16 protein-coding genes are annotated in these 19092 nt (G+C 36.5%); 7 read left to right on the top strand and 9 right to left on the bottom strand.

The window, feature by feature from the left end; genetic code table 11:
* Positions 1-31: 31 nt before the first annotated feature.
* The 5 genes from glgA to NBG71_RS04095 form a co-directional block, all read right to left on the bottom strand.
* A complete protein-coding gene (glgA, locus tag NBG71_RS04115) occupies positions 32-1465 on the bottom strand; it encodes a glycogen synthase GlgA (protein WP_211839024.1) in 1434 nt (477 codons plus the stop codon).
* Complete coding sequence (gene glgC / locus NBG71_RS04110; protein ID WP_075673088.1) at positions 1462-2811, bottom strand: glucose-1-phosphate adenylyltransferase; 1350 nt, start codon at positions 2809-2811, stop codon at positions 1462-1464. The genes glgA and glgC overlap by 4 nt, the downstream gene beginning before the upstream one ends.
* A gap of 21 nt (positions 2812-2832) precedes the next feature.
* On the bottom strand, positions 2833-4902 hold the full coding sequence (glgX, locus tag NBG71_RS04105) for a glycogen debranching protein GlgX (protein ID WP_099660409.1): 2070 nt from the start codon (positions 4900-4902) through the stop codon (positions 2833-2835).
* Between the two features lies 1 nt (position 4903).
* Positions 4904-7087, bottom strand: a complete 2184-nt coding sequence (gene glgB, locus NBG71_RS04100) for a 1,4-alpha-glucan branching protein GlgB (protein ID WP_099660410.1) — start codon at positions 7085-7087, stop codon at positions 4904-4906.
* 365 nt (positions 7088-7452) lie between these two features.
* Complete coding sequence (locus NBG71_RS04095; RefSeq protein ID WP_083629140.1) at positions 7453-8334, bottom strand: LysR substrate-binding domain-containing protein; 882 nt, start codon at positions 8332-8334, stop codon at positions 7453-7455.
* Between the two features lie 144 nt (positions 8335-8478).
* On the opposite strand from NBG71_RS04095, the gene NBG71_RS04090 reads away from it, so the two are divergent.
* A complete protein-coding gene (locus tag NBG71_RS04090; RefSeq protein ID WP_191902070.1) occupies positions 8479-9204 on the top strand; it encodes a sulfite exporter TauE/SafE family protein in 726 nt (241 codons plus the stop codon).
* 29 nt (positions 9205-9233) lie between these two features.
* Here NBG71_RS04090 and NBG71_RS04085 read toward each other — a convergent pair whose 3' ends face one another.
* Complete coding sequence (locus NBG71_RS04085) at positions 9234-9851, bottom strand: TetR/AcrR family transcriptional regulator (RefSeq protein ID WP_075674319.1); 618 nt, start codon at positions 9849-9851, stop codon at positions 9234-9236.
* A gap of 85 nt (positions 9852-9936) precedes the next feature.
* Between NBG71_RS04085 and NBG71_RS04080 the strand changes: the two genes are divergently transcribed.
* Both NBG71_RS04080 and NBG71_RS04075 read left to right on the top strand, forming a co-directional pair.
* Positions 9937-10695 (top strand): DJ-1/PfpI family protein, encoded by a 759-nt coding sequence (locus NBG71_RS04080; RefSeq protein ID WP_156733415.1) that lies wholly within the window; start codon positions 9937-9939, stop codon positions 10693-10695.
* Positions 10696-10776: 81 nt separating this feature from the next.
* Complete coding sequence (locus tag NBG71_RS04075; RefSeq protein WP_099660414.1) at positions 10777-11376, top strand: sugar O-acetyltransferase; 600 nt, start codon at positions 10777-10779, stop codon at positions 11374-11376.
* Positions 11377-11428: 52 nt separating this feature from the next.
* On the opposite strand, the gene NBG71_RS04070 is transcribed toward NBG71_RS04075, so the two are convergent.
* Positions 11429-12196 (bottom strand): GNAT family N-acetyltransferase, encoded by a 768-nt coding sequence (locus NBG71_RS04070; protein ID WP_075674316.1) that lies wholly within the window; start codon positions 12194-12196, stop codon positions 11429-11431.
* A gap of 774 nt (positions 12197-12970) precedes the next feature.
* On the opposite strand from NBG71_RS04070, the gene leuE reads away from it, so the two are divergent.
* Entirely contained in the window at positions 12971-13618 is a 648-nt protein-coding gene (leuE, locus tag NBG71_RS04065) for a leucine efflux protein LeuE (RefSeq protein ID WP_075674315.1), read from the top strand.
* 79 nt (positions 13619-13697) lie between these two features.
* Here the strand turns inward: leuE and NBG71_RS04060 are convergent, their stop codons facing one another.
* Positions 13698-14720, bottom strand: coding sequence for an ArsR family transcriptional regulator (locus NBG71_RS04060; protein ID WP_235410259.1), 1023 nt, complete (start codon positions 14718-14720; stop codon positions 13698-13700).
* 328 nt (positions 14721-15048) lie between these two features.
* Between NBG71_RS04060 and NBG71_RS04055 the strand changes: the two genes are divergently transcribed.
* The 3 genes from NBG71_RS04055 to yqfB all read left to right on the top strand — a co-directional run bounded on the left by NBG71_RS04055 (position 15049) and on the right by yqfB (position 16965).
* Positions 15049-15657: a DNA-3-methyladenine glycosylase family protein gene (locus NBG71_RS04055; protein ID WP_075672866.1), complete on the top strand. Its 609-nt coding sequence runs from the start codon at positions 15049-15051 to the stop codon at positions 15655-15657.
* Between the two features lie 77 nt (positions 15658-15734).
* The gene (gene ada, locus NBG71_RS04050) at positions 15735-16583 is read left to right on the top strand and encodes a bifunctional DNA-binding transcriptional regulator/O6-methylguanine-DNA methyltransferase Ada (protein WP_075672865.1); all 849 of its coding nucleotides are present in this window, start codon (positions 15735-15737) and stop codon (positions 16581-16583) included.
* 61 nt (positions 16584-16644) lie between these two features.
* Entirely contained in the window at positions 16645-16965 is a 321-nt protein-coding gene (gene yqfB / locus NBG71_RS04045) for a N(4)-acetylcytidine aminohydrolase (protein WP_099660415.1), read from the top strand.
* Positions 16966-17023: 58 nt separating this feature from the next.
* On the opposite strand, the gene NBG71_RS04040 is transcribed toward yqfB, so the two are convergent.
* The gene (locus NBG71_RS04040; protein ID WP_159242066.1) at positions 17024-18769 is read right to left on the bottom strand and encodes an ABC-F family ATP-binding cassette domain-containing protein; all 1746 of its coding nucleotides are present in this window, start codon (positions 18767-18769) and stop codon (positions 17024-17026) included.
* Between the last annotated feature and the right edge of the window lie 323 nt (positions 18770-19092).

Here is a 19092-nt window from a genome sequence, read left to right as displayed (position 1 = left end):
TGTTATTCACTGGCTCAAATAGACCTCATGTCTATAAATGTTGATACAGTGCCGCATACGTTTTTGCAGCAGTTTCCCAACTAAAAATAGTTTGATTCATGCCATCAGTTTGAGCTTGTTGCCACTGTTTAGGCATACTCCATAAAGTAAAGGCACGATTAATAGCCTGACGCAGAGAGTCTGGTGTTGCTTCATAGAAAACAAAACCAGTAGCTTGGTGATGTGCTAAATTTTCTAATGAACAATCATTAACCGTATCGGCTAATCCGCCCGTGTGTCTCACTAAAGGTAGGGCTCCATATTTCAAGCCATATAACTGAGTTAATCCACAAGGTTCAAAACGACTAGGTACCATAATCACATCAGCACCGGCGATAACTTGGTGTGAAAAACTTTCGTCATAACCAATATGAACTGCTACATTTTGCGGATATTGTTGTTGTGCGTGTAAAAATGCCGCTTCAAGGTGACTATCGCCAGTACCTAATAAAACAAACTGGCCACCTTGTTCAACGATATCAGGGAGTATTTCAATAACTAAATCGAGCCCTTTTTGCGAAGTTAAACGACTGACAGCTGCAAAAAGAGGAGCAGTATTGTTGACAGGTAAACCACATTTTTTCTGTAATGTGGTTTTGTTTTCTAAACGCTTATTCAGGTTTTTAATATCATAACGACGTGTAATTAAGCTATCTGTTGCAGGATCCCAAACCGCCTCATCAACGCCATTTAAGATGCCACTTAATCGCTGTTCATAAGCACGTTGACGCAATAATCCCTCTAAACCGTAGCCAAATTCTTGAGTGGTTATCTCTTTGGCATAAGTTGGGCTGACTGTCGTAATGTGGTTAGCATAAAAGAGGCCTGCTTTTAGGAATGAAATTTGTCCGTAATATTCCAGTCCATTAATTGAAAAACTGTAATCAGGTAATTCAAGTTGATGCAGATGATAAGGTGAGAATTCACCTTTATAAGCCAGATTATGAACAGTAAAAACAGATTTTGCTGAATAATGTTTAACTGCTAAATAAGCACAAGCAAGTCCAGCATGCCAATCATGAGCATGAACAACATCAGCTCGCCATAAAGGATCTAACCCCGCTGATAATTCGCTCGCTACCCAACCTAATAAAGCAAAACGAAAAACATTATCACTATAAGGGTGTTGATGTTGGTCGTGATAAGGACTACCAGCGCGTTGATAAAGATGAGGTGCATCAATAAGATAAATATCAACACCTTGGTATTGGCCATAAAGCAGAGAAATATTACCTGCAAAGGTATCGATATTAGTCACTAATTTGAGATCGGGAATATTATCTTTGATAGCAGGAAACGCGGGTATAACAACCCGCGCATCTAAGCCTATCTTTTTTTGAGCTAAAGGCAAAGAGCCCATAACATCCGCTAATCCCCCTGTTTTTAGCAGAGGGAATAGTTCAGAACAACAGTGAAGGACATTCACGAAAATGCCTCCTCATTTTGAGGTTTTTTTTCTGCAGTTGTTTCAGTTGGATTTTCTTTTTCATTAAGTGCGAGTTGCTCAAGCATTTCTCTTGTTACAAGCACAATACCTTCTTCAGTTCGGTGGAAACGTGCCGCATCTTCTTCGGCATTCATCCCAATAACAGTACCTTCTGGAATAGTACAGCTACGCTCAATAATGCAGCGTTTTAAGTAGCAATGATGGCTCACAGTCACATCAGGTAAAATCACGGAATCTTCGATATGGCAGAAAGATTCAACGCGAACTAATGGGAATAGGATAGATGAATAGAGTGTTGATCCATTGATAATACAACCGTCAGCAATCAAGGAGTTCATCATTTGTCCATGTTCACCATGATTATCTTGGACAAATTTAGCTGGTGGTAACGGTGTCATAAAGGTGCGAATTGGCCAGTCTTTCGCATACATATCAAGTTCTGGTGTTACAGAGGCTAAATCAAGGTTAGCAGACCAATATGCTTCAATGGTTCCTACATCGCGCCAGTACGGTGGCACTGAAGGATCTGAACTGACACAAGAGAGTTCAAATGGGTGAGCAAGAACATCGCCACGTTCAGTGATTCTCGGAATGATATCTTGACCAAAGTCATGGTGTGAATTTGGATCACGGCTATCTTCTTCTAATAAATCAAAGAGATAATCTCTATCAACCACATAAATACCCATGCTTGCTAATGAATGATCAGGATCATCAGGAATACAAGGTGGGTTTGATGGTTTTTCTAAGAAATTGAGCACTCGACGATTTTCATCGATATCCATAATACCAAATTGGAATGCATCTTCTTTAGGAACACGAATACAAGCCACGGTGAATTTTGATTTATTTTCAACGTGATCAAGTAATAAACGGGCGTAGTTCATTTTATAAATATGGTCGCCAGCTAAAATAACGACATATTTTGCTTTGTAACTACGAAGAATATCGAGGTTTTGATAGATAGCATCAGCTGTCCCCATATACCAATGTTCGGTATTACGACGTTGTTGAGCCGGTAATAAATCAACAAACTCATTCATATCTTCGTTGAAGAATGACCAACCGCGCTGAATATGTTGAACTAAGGAGTGTGACTGATATTGGGTAATTACACCAATACGACGGATCCCTGAGTTAAGACAGTTTGATAGCGTAAAGTCGATAATTCGAAATTTCCCACCAAAGAAAACCGCCGGTTTTGCACGTTTTGAAGTCAATGCTTTTAAGCGTGTACCACGACCTCCCGCTAAAACGAGTGCAATTGCCTCTTTAGGAAGTTGTTGTGCCAACATTAATTTTTGGCCTTGTTCTGTTGTCATCATAGATATAGCACTCCAATCAAATTACTTAACTTGGGAGGAAATAATGGGTAATTTTTCAGTAGAAGACTGAGTATAAAAAACGCTATTTCGCCAAAGGGTGATACTGTTAGGTTGTACTTCACAATCCTGAGATTGTGTCGGGTAACAATCAGGCCAGCTAGCCGTATCAAGCAAGCAAGACCAAGACCCTTCAGGTAAAGAAAAAACGGCGCTATTTCTTAATGGGTTAAACATTAAGATCCATTGTTGCGCTAAAATAAGTTGTAATGGTGAGGGTGGAAGTTGTTGCCAATCTTCATAACTCATAGGTTGAGCATTCTGATTTAACCAAATAACATCTTGGCTATTTTCTTCCCACCATTTAAGAGAACTTAAAGGTGTAATTTGGTGACGTAATTCAATAAGGTGGCGAATGTAATCAGTTAAGTTGTAAGGCTGTTGAAACCATTTGATCCAACTGACTTTATTATCCTGACAATAAGCGTTGTTATTACCATATTGCGTATTACCCACTTCATCACCGGCGAGTAAATGAGGTGTTCCTCTAGAAAGCAGTAGCGTTGCCAGCATGTTCCTTGTTGCAAGCAATCTGTATTGACTTATCTTTTCGTTAACTATCAAACCTTCTTCACCAAAATTCACACTGTAATTGGTGTTGTGTCCATCTAGGTTTGATTCTCCATTCTCCTCGTTATGTTTATTCTGATAACTCACTAAATCCCGCAGTGTAAAGCCGTCGTGGCTAGTTATCATATTGACGCTAGAATAGGGAGGTCTGCCATTTTTGTGATACAGCTTTGCTGAGCCTGTAATATTGTCTGCAAATGTCGCAATAGAAACATCACGCCATAACCAAAAACGACGAATAACATCACGATAACTATCATTCCACTCTGTAAATGGAACAGGAAAATTACCGACTTGATAACCATCAGAGCCTAAGTCCCAAGGCTCTGCGATAAGTTTAATGCGTGACAATAGCGGATCTTGTCGAATAGCCGTCAATAGAGGTGATTGAGTATCAAAATAGGGAACTCGGCCAAGACTTGTCGCCAAATCAAAACGAAAACCATCAATATGAAATTCTGTCACCCAATAACGCAGGCAATCCATAACCCACTGCACCGTTTCTGGGCGACTTAAGTTGAGCGTATTACCACAACCCGTCCAATTTTGAGCTTTTTTTTCGTCGTTTAGCCAATAATAGCTTTGGTTATCAATACCACGCTGCGAAACAATATAACCTTCGAATTGATCACTTAATTCCGCGGTATGGTTAAACACCACATCTAAAATCACTTCAATATTGGCTTTATGTAGGCATCTTACGGCTTCTCGAAATTCATCAATAATATTGCGACCTGAATTAGAATAATATTGAGTTGATAAAGCGAAAGGTGCTAATACGTTATAACCCCAATAGTTTTTTAAACCGATTTTATGGAGATGTGGCTCTGTTAAATGGTATTGAACCGGCAATAATTCTAATGCTGTAATACCCAATTTTTTTAGATGTGAAATAAAAGCAGGATGCCCTAATGCCGCATAAGTGCCCTGCAATTTCTCAGGTATTTCAGGATGCAGTTTTGTCAGTCCTTTTACATGTCCTTCGTAAATAATGGTTTCTGACCACGGTGTATTTAAACGCTGATAAGTGCCTTTTTCTTTATAAGAATGGCAAAAACAGCCACTATCATCTGTGATAACCGCTTTAGGTGTAATCGCACTATCATCATGCTCTAATGAATTAAAAACAGGAGAGGTGTAAGGTAATGTATTATCAACAATACCCGTCACCTGTTTTGCATAAGGATCTAATAATAGTTGCTGAGGTTGATAGAACAATCCTTGCTCTGGGTCCCATTCACCTTCTACACGATAACCATAATGTAAACCGGGCCCTGCACCGGGCAAATACCCATGCCAAATTGAGCCAGTTTTACCCGGTAATGGGTATCGGATCTCTTTGCCTGCTTTATCAAACAGGCAAAGAATGACTTTAGTGGCATTTTCACTAAAGAGTGTAAAATTTACTCCATAGCCATCATAATGACTGCCCATAGGAAAAGGGCGACCATAGTCTAAAGACATATTAATCCTTCAATCTTAAATACAGCGTCGCAAGTGGGGGTAATGACAATGACAAAGAGTGAGGCTTGCCATTAAATGCACTTGCGGTTGTCTCTATTTCACCTAAATTTCCTACATTACTGCCGTTATAAAATTCAGAATCACTGTTGAGAATTTCTTGATAAGCACCGGCTTTATTTACACCGACAACGTAGTTGTGATGAACAACTGGAGTGAAGTTACTGATAACAATAATTTCATTGCCTTGTGCGTCTTTACGGCAAAAAGCAAAGACGGAGTTATCGTGATCATCAACGGTAAGCCACTCAAAGCCTTCACGTTCAAAATCACATTCATAAAGCGGAGCATTAGCTTGATAGGAAAGATTCAAATCTCGGACAAAGTGTTGAACACCTTGGTGCGGACTATTAGGCTCTTCAAGAAGATGCCAATCTAAGCTACTGTCGTGGTTCCATTCACGCCACTGTGCAAACTCACATCCCATAAATAGTAGTTTTTTGCCGGGATAAGCCCACATAAAGCCAAGATATGCACGTAAATTGGCAAATTTTTGCCAATCATCGCCCACCATGCGACCAATTAACGAACCTTTACCATGCACAAATTCATCGTGAGAGAGAGGCAGAACAAAGTTTTCGTTATAGGCATAGAGCATGCCAAAGGTCATTTGGTTGTGATGATATTTACGATAGATAGGATCACGTTGCATATAAGCTAACGTGTCATGCATCCAACCCATATTCCATTTGTAATTAAAACCTAAACCACCATCATCAGGCGGTAATGTTACACCTGGAAAATCGGTAGACTCTTCTGCAATTGTGATAGTTCCTGGGCAGGTTGTACCCAGTAATTTGTTGGTATGACGAATAAAATCAATAGCTTCTAAATTCTCACGTCCGCCATGTTTATTGGGGATCCATTCGCCTTCTTTTCGGCTGTAATCACGATAAAGCATTGAAGCAACAGCATCGAAACGGAAACCATCAAGCGCAAAATGCTCATGCCAATACAATAAATTACCAGAAAGATAATTCAGTACTTCATTGCGCCCATAGTTATAAATCAAAGTATTCCAATCAGGATGAAAGCCTTCACGTCTATCTGCATATTCATAGAGTGATGTGCCATCAAAATTACGTAAACCGTAATCATCCTCAGGGAAATGACCAGGAACCCAATCTAATATGACTTTAATTTCTGCTTGATGCGCCGCTTCAATAAAGTCACGGAAATCCATAGGAGAGCCAAAGCGACGAGTTGGTGAATATAACCCTAACGGTTGATATCCCCATGAGCCATCAAAAGGATGCTCATTAATAGGGAGCAACTCAATATGAGTAAAGCCCATCTCTTTAACATATGGAATTAACTGTTCAGCTAATTCGCGGTAACTTAACCAGCTTTGATCGTCAGTATGTCTACGCCATGAACCTAGATGAACTTCATAAATAGACATAGGTGCATTGCGTTGATTCGCTTGCTGACGCGATAGTGGCATCGGTTTGATTGGGGGTAATGTATTGATAATTGACGCAGTTTCAGGGCGTATTTGTGTTTCAAAAGCATAAGGATCAGCTTTTAATCGACGTTCACCATTCGCATCAAGAATAGAATATTTATAGCAATCACCAAGATGAGCCTGTGGAAGGAAAAGCTCCCATATTCCACTTTCACGACGTAATCGCATTGGAAAACGTCTTTCATCCCAGAATGAAAAATCGCCTACAACGCTTACACTTTTTGCGTTGGGTGCCCATACAGCAAAAGTAATACCATCAATATCCCCCAGTTTTGTAGGGTGCGCGCCTAAACATTGGTAAGGGCGGGAGTGATGGCCTTGTGCTAAAAACCAAATATCCATTTCTTGCAATAAAATGCCAAATTGATAGGGATCATCAACGACACCTTGTACATTTTCCCACGTTACATCTAAACAGTAACTAAAACGACGTTTACGTCGAGGAATAGCGCCACAGAAAAAACCACTAGGATGCTTACGCTCTAGTGTTGCTACATTTCGACCGTTTTTTCTATCAATGACACTGACTGCAACTGCATCTGGTAAAAAAGCACGAATCTCTAAACCTGCCGACGTTTCATGCATACCAAGAAGTGCAAAAGGATCAGACTCATACCCATTAATTAGTTTTTCTATTGCTTTTTTTGTCACAGCTACAGACATCTTATCGTCCTTCGTTGTCAGCAAATAAATTAATAAATTTTATATATAAATATCAGCATAGAACGTTAATTTAAGTTAAACAATAAGTGTTTATAACAGATTATTTAAAATCAAAATAATTTTTATAAGTTAATGTACTTATTTTTTGATTTTAATTAATTGAATTTAAATGGGTTTGCTGGATAACATAGGGGAAGATCGCGAATTACTAAAACAGCACGATTAGTGTTTTTACTTGTTCACGAAAAGAAGGATAACATTAGATATTTTTATTTAAACAACTAACAATTAGTTTTAAAAAGTGTAATTAATAAGATTAGAATCGCTATTTTTATGAAAAATAATCACTTATTTCATTAGTAAAATTAACTTTTCTGTTGGGTAAGCCATTGTTCAAAATCAAGATGTGTTTTGGTTTTTTGTACACCTATTGGCGTTAAAGCGTAATAACTCATCGGTGCAATTTGAATATTTGGAAATAAAACTTTTAAAATACCATTATTTATTTCATTCGATAAAATTGAAATAGGGCCAATACCAAGTCCTAATCCTTCAATAATAGCTTGCAGAGAAATATGAAAGTGATCAAAGCGATAATGACGCGAGAACGATCGCTGCGTATTGAGATGAGTTGCGTTTAACCATTGTTGCCAATGTCCGGGACGAGTAAGTGTATCGATAACAGGGCAGCCAAAAACATCTTCAGGCTCAGTGACACTGTAACGGTTTAAGAATTTTTCAGAAGCAATTAAACAATGTTTATCCTCTAAAAAAACAACAGATGAATACTCTTGTTGCTGAGGTTGAGGACGAATTATCAGATCATCATGACTAATCAAATGAAATCGCTCGCTATTTGCAGAGGCAATTTGGATATTTGCATTAGGATATTGAAGATAAAAATCCTCCATTCGGGGAATAAGCCATTTTAAACAAAGTGTTGTCGGAACACTGATATTTAAAATATCGTTTTTTCCGCCATTGCCATACCGAAAACCAATATCATTTAATTTATCAAAAACTTCACTTAGTTCTTGCGCCAATGTCAATGCATAAGGGGTGGGTACTCGACGTAAACCTTGTTTATTAAATAAAGTGACACCAAACCATTTTTCTATAACTTGGATATGACGACTAATTGCACCATGAGTGACACACAATGTTTGTGCGGCTTCTGTATAACTTTGACTATGGCAAGCAACTAAGAAAGCACGTAATGAAGGCAATGGAGGAAGATTTCTCATCATAATTTTCTCATTATAGTTTACGCATCATAAATAAATCGGGCTTTCTGATTAAAACTCACAATACCGTGACATTTTATCACAGGTAAAAATAAAGAAGGTAGGTATGATACAGCGTCTTTAACTTATTGAACTTAAAGGATGATAATGAGTTTTATCGCGGTTATTTTACTGGCAATATTTTCTGGTGTGATCAGTGGCGTTGTAGGTACGGGCTCTTCTATTTTATTAATCCCAGCGTTGACCTATATTTTTGGTGCTAAAGAAGCTGTACCTATTATGGCGTTAGCTTCAGTGATGGGAAATTTATCGCGTATTTATTTATGGCGTCACAGCATTCGCTTTAAACCACTATTTTATTACCTATTACCGGGTATTCCTGCCGTGGTTCTTGGCGCTAACACATTATGGATAATGCCGGAAAAATGGCTAAATATTGGTATGGGAATGTTCTTCATATTGATGATCCCTGTGATCCATTTATTACGCAAACATCAAATTAAAATGAAAACCTACCAAGTTATTATTGCTGGCGCGGTTATTGGCTATTTAACGGGGGTTGTATTTTCTACAGGACCATTAACTATTCCTATATTTTCTGCATATGGTCTGACATTAGGACCATTACTTGCGACGGAAGCTGCAGCTTCATTTGTTATTTATCTCACTAAAGCCTTAACTTTTAGCCAACTAGGTGCGGTTAATTGCTTTATCTTAATTAGTGGTGCATTAGTGGGCTGTGGTTTAACTGTAGGAAATTATCTTGGTAAAAAACTGGTATTAAAACTGACACCAAAACTTTTTCAATGGCTGTTAGATGCTATGCTGATTTTTGCTGGTGGATCACTACTTTTTAATGGCATTTATTCTTAATAAGAATGGCTGTATTAACAGCCTTTACTTTAGTCATTATCTGATAAATAAGGTATTAATAGAGTTTGTGAAATATCAGCAAATGGCATCAATTCATTAACGCTGGCTCCCGCCCTTGCTCTCAAAGAAATTGAATGTAAAAGGGCAACTACACCCAATGCAATAGTGTGAACATCCGTTCCTTCTTTTAATTCACCAGCTTCTAACGCTTCTTGTAAGGCATCTTCAACTTGCTGAGTTTGCGCGTTAATGACTTGATTTAACATCATTCTTATTGCCGGATCTTCAACTTCAGTCACCGCCGTTGAAAGCACCATACAGCCTGTTAATCCTTCATTATCCGTATAAAAATGGATAGCTGAAGTCAGATAGCGTTTTATTCTTTCTGTCACTTTATCTTGAGCTGATTGTTTCTCAAGTTCATGCCGATAACGCGTGGAAGCAATATGATTAAAGCGCTCAATCGCTTTTTCATACAATGCCGCTTTATTGCCAAATGCAGCATAAAGACTCGGCTTATTCATTTGCGTTTCAATGACTAAGTCATCCATAGATGTTGCTGTAAATCCTTTACGCCAAAATAATGCCATTATTTTTTCAAGTGCAGCATCACTATCATAACGGCGAGGGCGACCTTTCTTTTGCATTTTGTACCATTTAGTAAGAAATATATTTACTCAGTATAAAACAAATGTCATTATTTTACTAATCAGTACAAAACAGGAAAATAAAATGAGTCATAATGAAATGCTGTATGGAAAGAATATGCCTTCAATCATTAAGCTTGTTGAAGAAGGACGTGAGCAACAAGCCAAACCTCTTAAAGTTGGTATCTTTGTTTGTCCTGGCTTTATGCCTATGGATATTAATGGTGCTCAATCAGTATTTACTATTGCAAGTGCAGAAATTTATTTTATTTGGAAAAAGAAAGAGTTAGTTGAAGGCTATATTGGCTGGCCGACAATGCCAACTATGACTTTTGAGGAGTGCCCAGACGATCTTGATGTATTAGTGGTTGGAATGGTGCCACCAGAGATTGTTGAGGATGAACAGACATTGGCATTCTTTGCCAAAATGGGTAATAAAACTCGTTATGTCATTGGTACATGTTATGGCTCTTTAGTTTTGGGTGCTGCTGGATTATTAAAAGGTAAGAGAGCAACCAGTAATTCCAATGTCGTTCCGATGTTACCGGATATGGGGGCCATCGCAGTAGAGGGAAGTGAGGTTGTTGTTGATGGCAATATTTATACCTCAGGGCCAGCAACTGGTTCATTCGACGCTTCATTATTAGTATTAGAACAACTGTTAGGTACCCCTTTTGCTCAATTAGTTGAATTAGCAATTGAGTATGATCCTCGTCCTCCTTTTGGTACAGGTTCACCTACTTTAGCAGGGCCAGAAATGACCGCTATTTCACAAAGCTTAACCGCTAATTTAAATGCTCAATTTCATCAAGCCGCACTTAATGGACTTAAAAAACACCGCTAATTTAAGTTAATTAACGTTAGAATAAGGAAATAAATATTGATGTTTACCTAAACTGTTTTATTTCAATTTCGGAGTATTACAATGACAGAATACGAAAAAATGGTATCAGGCAATCTTTATCATGCCAGTAAAGATGATAGTTTAAAGCCTCTTAGAGTAAAAGCGCGTGAAATTATTTATGATTTTAATATGACGCGTCCTTCTGACGTTGAAAAGAGAAAGGCATATTTAAAACAGCTGTTAGGAAAAACAGGCAACAATTTTACTATTGAGCCACCATTTCATTGTGACTATGGCCAATTAATTGAAATTGGTGAAGCGTTTTACGCTAATTTTAATTTAACGATATTAGATTGTGCATCTGTGAAAATTGGACACAATGTGATGTGTGCGCCCAATGTCAGCATTTTAACTGCAACTCATCCGATTGATCCTGAAATACGCAGTAGTGAACTTGAATATGCATTACCTATTACTATCGGCAATTCGGTATGGTTAGGCGCAGGATGTATTATTTTACCAGGTGTAACTATTGGGGATAACTGCGTTATTGGTGCGGGTAGTGTAGTAACAAAATCTATTCCCGCTAATTGTGTTGCCGTTGGCAATCCTTGTCGTGTGATAAGACTAATTAGTGATAAGGATAAACAAGACGCTGAAAAAAGGCTTGGCCTTTATTAATATTTAAAAAATAGGCTCAAGAAACACGATGAGCCTATTCATACAATTGCTTTTATTCTTTAATAAAGCTGAGATAGTTAAAGAGCGATTTAAAGCCAAATTTACGGTATAGCGCTAAACCATCTGCTGATGCATCTAAGAAGCAACGTTCAACGCCTTGTTCGCGGCAAAACTCTAAAACATGCTTAATTAAATGTGTCGCATAGCCATTACCTTGATAGGCAATATCTGTCCCAATATCATCAAAACGCGCTAATTTATCATGTATTGTTAACGTTAATGAAGAAACTGGCTGACCATCAACTAATAACGCGTAATGGAAGATAGCTGCGCCATTATCTAATGCTTTCTGGTGATAACGAATATACTCATTAACAATCGTATCATCACTATCATCTCCCACTGGGAACGCCGTTTTTAATGGATGAGCCCACTGTTCAAGGTTGTAATTGGTTAAAATAATATCGCAAGGATTATTTTTATAAGAAGGGAATACTGCTTCAGATAATGTTAAATACATTGCGGTTGTCATACCATCACCGGTATAACCTGCATTTTTTATTATCTCTTCAAATTCAGGTAATAATGACTCAGGCAATACTAAAATATGATTTTTTTTCTGCGAAGTAAAAAGGGTACTGGCTTGCTGGAATGAGCCTTCTGTTGCGCCTTGGCGCAAATAAATAAAGTTAAAAATGGCAGCATCCATTGGTGTCATAAAGCAGTGAGTATGATCACCAATACGAATATTATTTTCACAAATTTCTGACCAAAAGGCTTTTTCTACTATTTTGAATTCTTTATACAGTTGTGCATCCATAATGGTTCTCTAGCTAAATCGTGATACGCGATAAGGCGTTAATAGAGGTTCCGCTTTTTCGTAAATAAGTTCTTGTGCAACTAATTCACATAATAAAAGTGACAATGTCACGGTAGCGTGCATAGTAACAAGTTATAATTCCTGATAAGGAGATATTTCTCCAATAATTAGTATTTCATCTTTAGACATAGACCGTTCACTAACAGAAACCTGTTTTGTTGTTAGTTTACCTGTTTACGTAAAATTATCATAAAAAGTCGCTTGTACGTGGCATGCAACACGCTCAGAGTGATGCTCATCACTATTATCAATGTAATCTTCTACTACAACAATCCCATTTTGAGCGATATGGGGTAACTCCATCTTTGAGTTAAAGATTTTTCATTAAATTAATAAGTGAAATAGTTTTTGTTTAAAAATAGTGACACGCATGAGATCACAAAAAGAATAATGAACTATAACACAAAACAAACAATAGGTTATTACATCTGAATTTAAACGATAATGCAGTTTATAATTCCATAATTAACGACCTTTGTTAGATGTTAAATCCGTATAAATTTTAATTTCAGCATCATACTATAACGCATGTTTAAATTGGTTTTTTAATCCAAAACAGAATCAAAAAAAAGACTTATGAACTGCCTTTTGCATACAAAAGCAGATTAATTTACTTATCTTTATTGCATATAAAGATTATTGTTTTACAAAAATATTATTATAGATATGATAGCTCACATATTCAGCATGTTATTTTTTTAAAAAAGGCGTCGTATGTTAGAAAGTATCGGTATTTCAAATATTTGGACATACCTTTTAGGCGTTATTTTTATTACATTAGTACCAGGTCCAAACTCGATTTTCGTCCTTACTTCCAGTGCGAAGCATGGCGTAAAAGGGGGGTATAAAGCCGCTCTTGGTGTTTTTACGGGTGATGCATTATTAATCTTTTTGGCATTTTTGGGGGTTGCTTCATTAGTCAAGACTTCACCCGTCTTCTTTATTGTCATTAAATATGCTGGTGCTCTTTACTTAACCTATTTAGGATTGAAAACGCTATATACAACGTTTCAAAAGAAAAAAGAAACACCAGAGCAAGTAGCTGAAGTAACGGTAAAAGCAAAAGATGGTCTTTATGTTAAGGCGTTATTTTTGAGTATGCTTAACCCAAAGATGATCATTTTTTATGTTTCTTTCTTTATTCAGTTTATCGATCCTAAATATGAAAATGCAGGTGTTCCATTCTTTGTATTAGGTGCGATTTTAGAAACATGCAGTATGCTTTATTTATCAGTTCTTATTTTTGGCGGTGTTGCTATTACTAATAAAGTAAAACATAACAAACGGTTAGCTTCATTATCAAATAGTTGTATTGGTGCAGTGTTCTTACTTTTTGGCGCAAAACTGGCATTAACTGCATAATATTTCTCTAAACTAAAAAGCCACTTTCAAAAGTGGCTTTTTTTTGCGACAAATAAATGACTATCTCTATTCCAATAGATTATTTAATAACGATCTCTAATATTGAGTTGTAGGTTTCTGTTTTAATCACTTTATTAATTTTTAAATCCGCTTGATCGAGTAAAGCAATAAATTCTGCCTCTGTACGTTCACCTGATTCAGGAAAAGCACACATACAGAGAAGATCCATATATTTCGCCATATCAGGTACATTCTTTTTAAAAATAACCGGTTCAATAATAAGTATTTTTGAGTTGGGTTTCATTGCGTTGCGGAAATTTTTAAAAATTTTAATAACACTTTCATCATCCCAGTCATGAATAATATATTTTATTAAATAAATATCAGATTCGGGGTACTCTCCAAATAAATCTCCTGATATTAAACTCCAGCGACTATCATCATTTAATTCGGTCAACAACGTTCTTTCCAACACATGAGGCCTATCAAATAATTGGCCCTTTAAAGTCGGATTTTCTTTTAATACGTTTAATAACAGTCCTCCCAATCCGCCAGCAATATCTGTAATGGTTACATTTTCAGGAAATTCATAATGTTTGATAATAAAATAATTTTCTATCTTTGAAAGTGAGCTCATACCTGATTGAAAATCATGATCTTTTCTTACATTATCTTGCCAATATTGATAAAAGCTTATGCCATAAAGATTTTCAAAGGCTGGATTACCTTGCACGGATTCAGTGATATCACCCACAGGCCCCCACAGAGTCTCGTTTGTCAGCATTAAAATGGCATCACGTAAGCTATATTCATGATCACTTAATAAAAAAGAGCCCATAGGAGCAAGTGAGTAACTTTGATTTTCTAATTCATAAAATATTTTCTCAGAAGCTAACATTCTTAATATTCTATTTAATGCAGATGGTGATGAATTTGTTTTTTCTGCTAATTCACTAACGTTCTTAGAACCGTTTTTTAATAAATCCGCGATATTTAATTTTACTGCAACTCTTAATGCGGCTGGAATAGTAAAGCTCATTGCTTTCTTCATTACTGCCAGCGCATCAGCTTTGTTTTGTAAATTGAGTGTATAATTTTTCATATTAAATCCTGTAATTACAGAGCAACTAAGAATTGACCTAAGTAAAAACTAAAACAATCAATAAAAGTATAGGTGGTAATTTAAATTTGGTATTTTTATATTTTTTATAACTTTTAATATTAAATGTAAAATTATAGTTTTTAAATATGATGATGTTTTTAATTAATTAGTTTTTGATAAGAAAGGCAATTAATCTTTTTTGTCAAAAATTACCTTTTTTACCTATGATAAAAAAAGAAAGTTCAGAAAAAAGCAAGAAATGGAGTGCGTAATACACTTATTTTCACGTTATACTAATATAAATATTCTATTTAATTTAAGTTAACTTATGCACTTTCAGTATGGCGAAACAGAGATAAACACATTAAAAAAACGTGATAAACGCTTAGCTAAACTCATTGAAAGAATAGGGGAAATTAAGCGCCCATTAACACCCGATCTATTTACAGCATTAGTTAAAAACATTATTGAACAACAAATTTCGGTTTCTGCTGCCATAACTGTTAATCAGCGGTTGCTCAAATTATGTGAAGGTATTTACACGCCAGAACGCATTGCAAGACTATCGGAGCAAGAGATACAACAGTGTGGCATGACAATGCGTAAAGCCGGTTATATTATCGGTATTGCTGAAGCCGTCATTTCAGGAAAATTAAATTTAAATAAAATCCCTGATATGACAGATAAAGAGGTTATTGATACTTTAATTCAATTAAAAGGTATTGGGGTTTGGACTGCCGAAATGTTATTAATTTCCTCACTTAATCGCCCAGATATTTTAAGTTGGGGAGATTTAGCTATTCAACGTGGGATCATGCGTCTTTATCGTCATAAAACATTAGATAAAATACGCTTCGAACGTTACCGAAAACGTTATTCACCTTATGGTTCTACTGCGTCGCTTTATCTATGGGCATTATCTAAAGAGACAGAGTAATTACGCAATAAACGGAGTTCTTTGTTCATTATATTTTTCAATAATAGCCATAATCCCGCATTCAAAGGACTACCATAATGGAAAATAAACATAATCAACTTATTGAGCAAGCTTGCCGTTTTATTGAAAAAAATAACGGTGATGTGTCGCTTACCTGCATTGCAGAGCATGTTATGGCAAGCCCGTATCATTTTCATCGCTTATTTAAATCAACGATGGGGATCACGCCAAAAGATTATGCTAATGCTTATCGCCAAAAATTAATAAAAAAAGCATTAGTTCAAGATGGCAGTATTACAGATGCGATTTATCAATCAGGCTTCAATGCCAATAGCCGTTTTTATGAGAATGCAACGGCAATATTAGGAATGACGCCAACAAATTGGCGTACAGGTGGTAAGAATATTGCTATCTTTTTTGCTATTGCTCAGTGCTCTTTGGGTAGTATTCTCGTGGCGCAAAGTGAAAAGGGGATTTGCGCCATTATGTTAGGGGATGATGCCGAGCTGTTATTAGAAGACTTGCAAAAACAATTCCCTCTGGCTGAATTAATTGGCGCAAATGAAGAATTTGAGCAAGTCATAGCACAAGTCATCGGTTTTATTGAATTACCCAAACAACCCTTGTCTTTACCTCTTGATATCCAAGGTACTGTATTTCAACAAAAAGTTTGGCGGGCATTATTAGATATTCCTTTTGGTAGCACAATGACTTACCAAGAAATAGCAGACAAAATTGGAGCACCTAAGGCATATCGCGCAGTCGCTAATGCCTGTGCAGCTAATAAACTTGCAGTTGCTATTCCATGCCATCGTGTTATTCGACAAAATGGTGAGTTATCTGGCTATCGTTGGGGGATTGAGCGTAAGGCTAAGTTGCTTCAGACTGAGGCATTAAATAACTCACCAACGGATAAAAAAGAATAAAAAGTATTTATTGCATGATAAGATAATCAGCAACTTATCAATAAATTAATGAGTCAATATTATGTCGGCAATACCAACAGAAATTACTTTTTTTGAACGTTTAATTCCTTCCATTCTTGAAGAAAAAAAAGTGATTACTATCCGCGATAAAAGTGAAAGTGATTACAAACCGGGAAGCATTGTTGAATTATTTGCTAACGAACATCGTACTCATTATGGAAAATTGAAAATCATAGCGGTGTCGCCGTTACATTATGACGATATCAATGAGTATCACGCACAGCAGGAAGGTATGACACTTCCAGTTCTGAAAGCACTTATCAAAGATATTTATCCGACAACGCAATCTTTATATCTGATTGAATATCAGTTGGTAAAATAAGAATAAATAAAAAAGGATCACATTGTGATCCTTTTGCTTAAACAAAATCTTATCTATCTTAAATTAACTTAAGTAGTTTCTTTAGCTGGTTAATTTCTAATTTCCATTGCGCCTGCAAAGCAGGTTTTTGATGATTAGTTTTACGTGCTAAATCAGCCTCTAATTTCTCTTCTAGCTCAATTAACTTAAAGAGTTTTTCATCATCATCATGTGAAATCAATGGAGCTGATGGGATATCCTGCAAATTATTAAGTTTATCCATTAGCAAAGTTTCAGGCATTTCTTTTTCTGAAATAAGCTGATAAATGGCTTCTATATCATGATGTTCTGTTAAAACACCGTTGTGAATATACCAAAAACGATTACAGCTATTTTCAATCAACTCCCTATCATGGCTAACTAATAGAACACCACCAGGAAATTGACTAATTTGCTCAGCTAATGCCTTTTTACCTTCCATATCAATATGGTTTGTAGGTTCATCCAACATTAATAAAGAATAGTTTGCTAAACTCAAACCAACGAATAATAAACGTGCTCGTTCACCACCGCTTAAAGTATTCACTTTCTGCCCATGACGCGTATAAGCAAAGCCAGCACTAATAAGTGCCATTTTTCTCTGTTCATCCGTTAATGGTGCAAACGGTTTTAATGCATCAGAAAGGGTATCATTATCAATTAATTGCTCAATTTTTTGATCGTAATAACCCAATTCAACTCGGGGGTGTAGCTTTATTGCATTTTGTTCACTTATTTCAGCTAAACTTAATGACCAAATCATCTTTAATAATGATGATTTGCCTGTTCCATTGGCACCAATTATTGCTACTCGATCACCACTTTTTATACGCTGATTTTCAACAGTATATAAAATAGGGGCATTTTCAGCAGGAATAACAGCAAGTTGATTTAATTCGCAGAGCCTATCAGCTCGTAATGCCGTTCCAGAAAACTGTAGTACCCATTGATTTCCAACCGTCACTTCAGTTTGTTCATCTTTTAAACGAACAATATGTTTTTCCATCTGTTTGGCTTTACGAGATAAATTCTCGTTATCATAAACGTGCCCCCATATTGCGAGTTGCTTCGCACTTTGGGCTATTCTATCTATCTCTTTTTGTTGCGCATCATGACGGTATTGCGCACTAATATCTTGCTCTTCTTGTGCAATTCGAGCTTGAGAGCAGGGTAATCGAAAGATAGATAGCGATTTATCACGAATGATCCATGTACAATTCGTCACGTTGTCTAATAACGTATTATCATGTGAAACCAAAATGAAGCTACCACGCCACTGTTTTAAAAATGTTTCCAACCATAAAATAGTGGGTAAATCGAGGTGGTTACTTGGTTCATCAAGCAATAATAAATCAGGCTCAATAATTAACGCTCTCGCTAATAATAAACGAGTATGTTGACCACCACTTAATTGCGAAACGAGTAGATCTTTTTCGTGAAGTTTAAATCCCATTTCATTCAGCAATAACTCAGCTCGCCAACCTTCAGATAATCTGTATTCTTCTGGTAATTTATGAAGTACAGCATCCATTAAAGTCATTGACTGTAATTTAGCGGGTAAGTGCTGTTCTATATATGCCATAACCGTTTGATTAGCGACGGAAATAGCACCTGAACTTGGTGATAATTGATGTGAAAGTAATTTTAATAAAGTACTTTTTCCACAACCGTTATAACCAATTAAACCAATCTTCTCGCCTTTAATCAGTGCTAAAGAAATATCGTTTAATAATAAACCGTGATTATTATGGAAAGAGAGATTTTGTGTAGATAATAATGTGCTCATAGCTTACTCATTTTTTAGGCATAATAATGCCTTGGGTAATATCAAGCGATAACCCTGTAAGCTGAGGAGAGGTAATAGTTAACGTCGCTCAGGCAGGTTAACGCAGTAAAATACTGTGAGAGCCTGAGCTGTGGCGATTACCAAAGAAGTGTGAGTATTCAATAAGATCACACAAAAACATAATTAGCCTCCTTCTCTAAGTTTAAAAGTTAATCGGTAATGAAATTCTATCAAGATATAATTCCGATATGCAATCCTGTAAGAAAAACAAAAGGTGTCATTTTGTGTGAAAGCCCGCAATTTAAGCGGGCTTAAGATAATTA

Origin of the sequence: Proteus sp. FZP2095 (assembly GCF_023701425.1) — a bacterium.
GTDB lineage: Bacteria > Pseudomonadota > Gammaproteobacteria > Enterobacterales > Enterobacteriaceae > Proteus > Proteus cibarius.
The sequence above is the reverse complement of the archived record's forward strand: the minus strand, read 5'-3'. Positions and strand labels throughout refer to the sequence as shown.

Bases quoted from the DNA above. Each gene is read 5' to 3' on its own strand.
- NBG71_RS04060 (WP_235410259.1), bottom strand. From the start codon at position 14,720: ATGAAAAATTATACACTCAATTTACAAAACAAAGCTGATGCGCTGGCA.
- ada (WP_075672865.1), top strand. From the start codon at position 15,735: ATGGAAAATAAACATAATCAACTTATTGAGCAAGCTTGCCGTTTTATT.
- NBG71_RS04040 (WP_159242066.1), bottom strand. From the start codon at position 18,769: ATGAGCACATTATTATCTACACAAAATCTCTCTTTCCATAATAATCAC.
- NBG71_RS04080 (WP_156733415.1), top strand. From the start codon at position 9,937: ATGAGTCATAATGAAATGCTGTATGGAAAGAATATGCCTTCAATCATT.
- NBG71_RS04095 (WP_083629140.1), bottom strand. From the start codon at position 8,334: ATGATGAGAAATCTTCCTCCATTGCCTTCATTACGTGCTTTCTTAGTT.
- glgB (WP_099660410.1), bottom strand. From the start codon at position 7,087: ATGTCTGTAGCTGTGACAAAAAAAGCAATAGAAAAACTAATTAATGGG.
- NBG71_RS04090 (WP_191902070.1), top strand. From the start codon at position 8,479: ATGAGTTTTATCGCGGTTATTTTACTGGCAATATTTTCTGGTGTGATC.
- NBG71_RS04070 (WP_075674316.1), bottom strand. From the start codon at position 12,196: ATGGATGCACAACTGTATAAAGAATTCAAAATAGTAGAAAAAGCCTTT.
- leuE (WP_075674315.1), top strand. From the start codon at position 12,971: ATGTTAGAAAGTATCGGTATTTCAAATATTTGGACATACCTTTTAGGC.
- NBG71_RS04055 (WP_075672866.1), top strand. From the start codon at position 15,049: ATGCACTTTCAGTATGGCGAAACAGAGATAAACACATTAAAAAAACGT.
- NBG71_RS04075 (WP_099660414.1), top strand. From the start codon at position 10,777: ATGACAGAATACGAAAAAATGGTATCAGGCAATCTTTATCATGCCAGT.
- yqfB (WP_099660415.1), top strand. From the start codon at position 16,645: ATGTCGGCAATACCAACAGAAATTACTTTTTTTGAACGTTTAATTCCT.
- glgX (WP_099660409.1), bottom strand. From the start codon at position 4,902: ATGTCTTTAGACTATGGTCGCCCTTTTCCTATGGGCAGTCATTATGAT.
- glgC (WP_075673088.1), bottom strand. From the start codon at position 2,811: ATGATGACAACAGAACAAGGCCAAAAATTAATGTTGGCACAACAACTT.
- NBG71_RS04085 (WP_075674319.1), bottom strand. From the start codon at position 9,851: ATGCAAAAGAAAGGTCGCCCTCGCCGTTATGATAGTGATGCTGCACTT.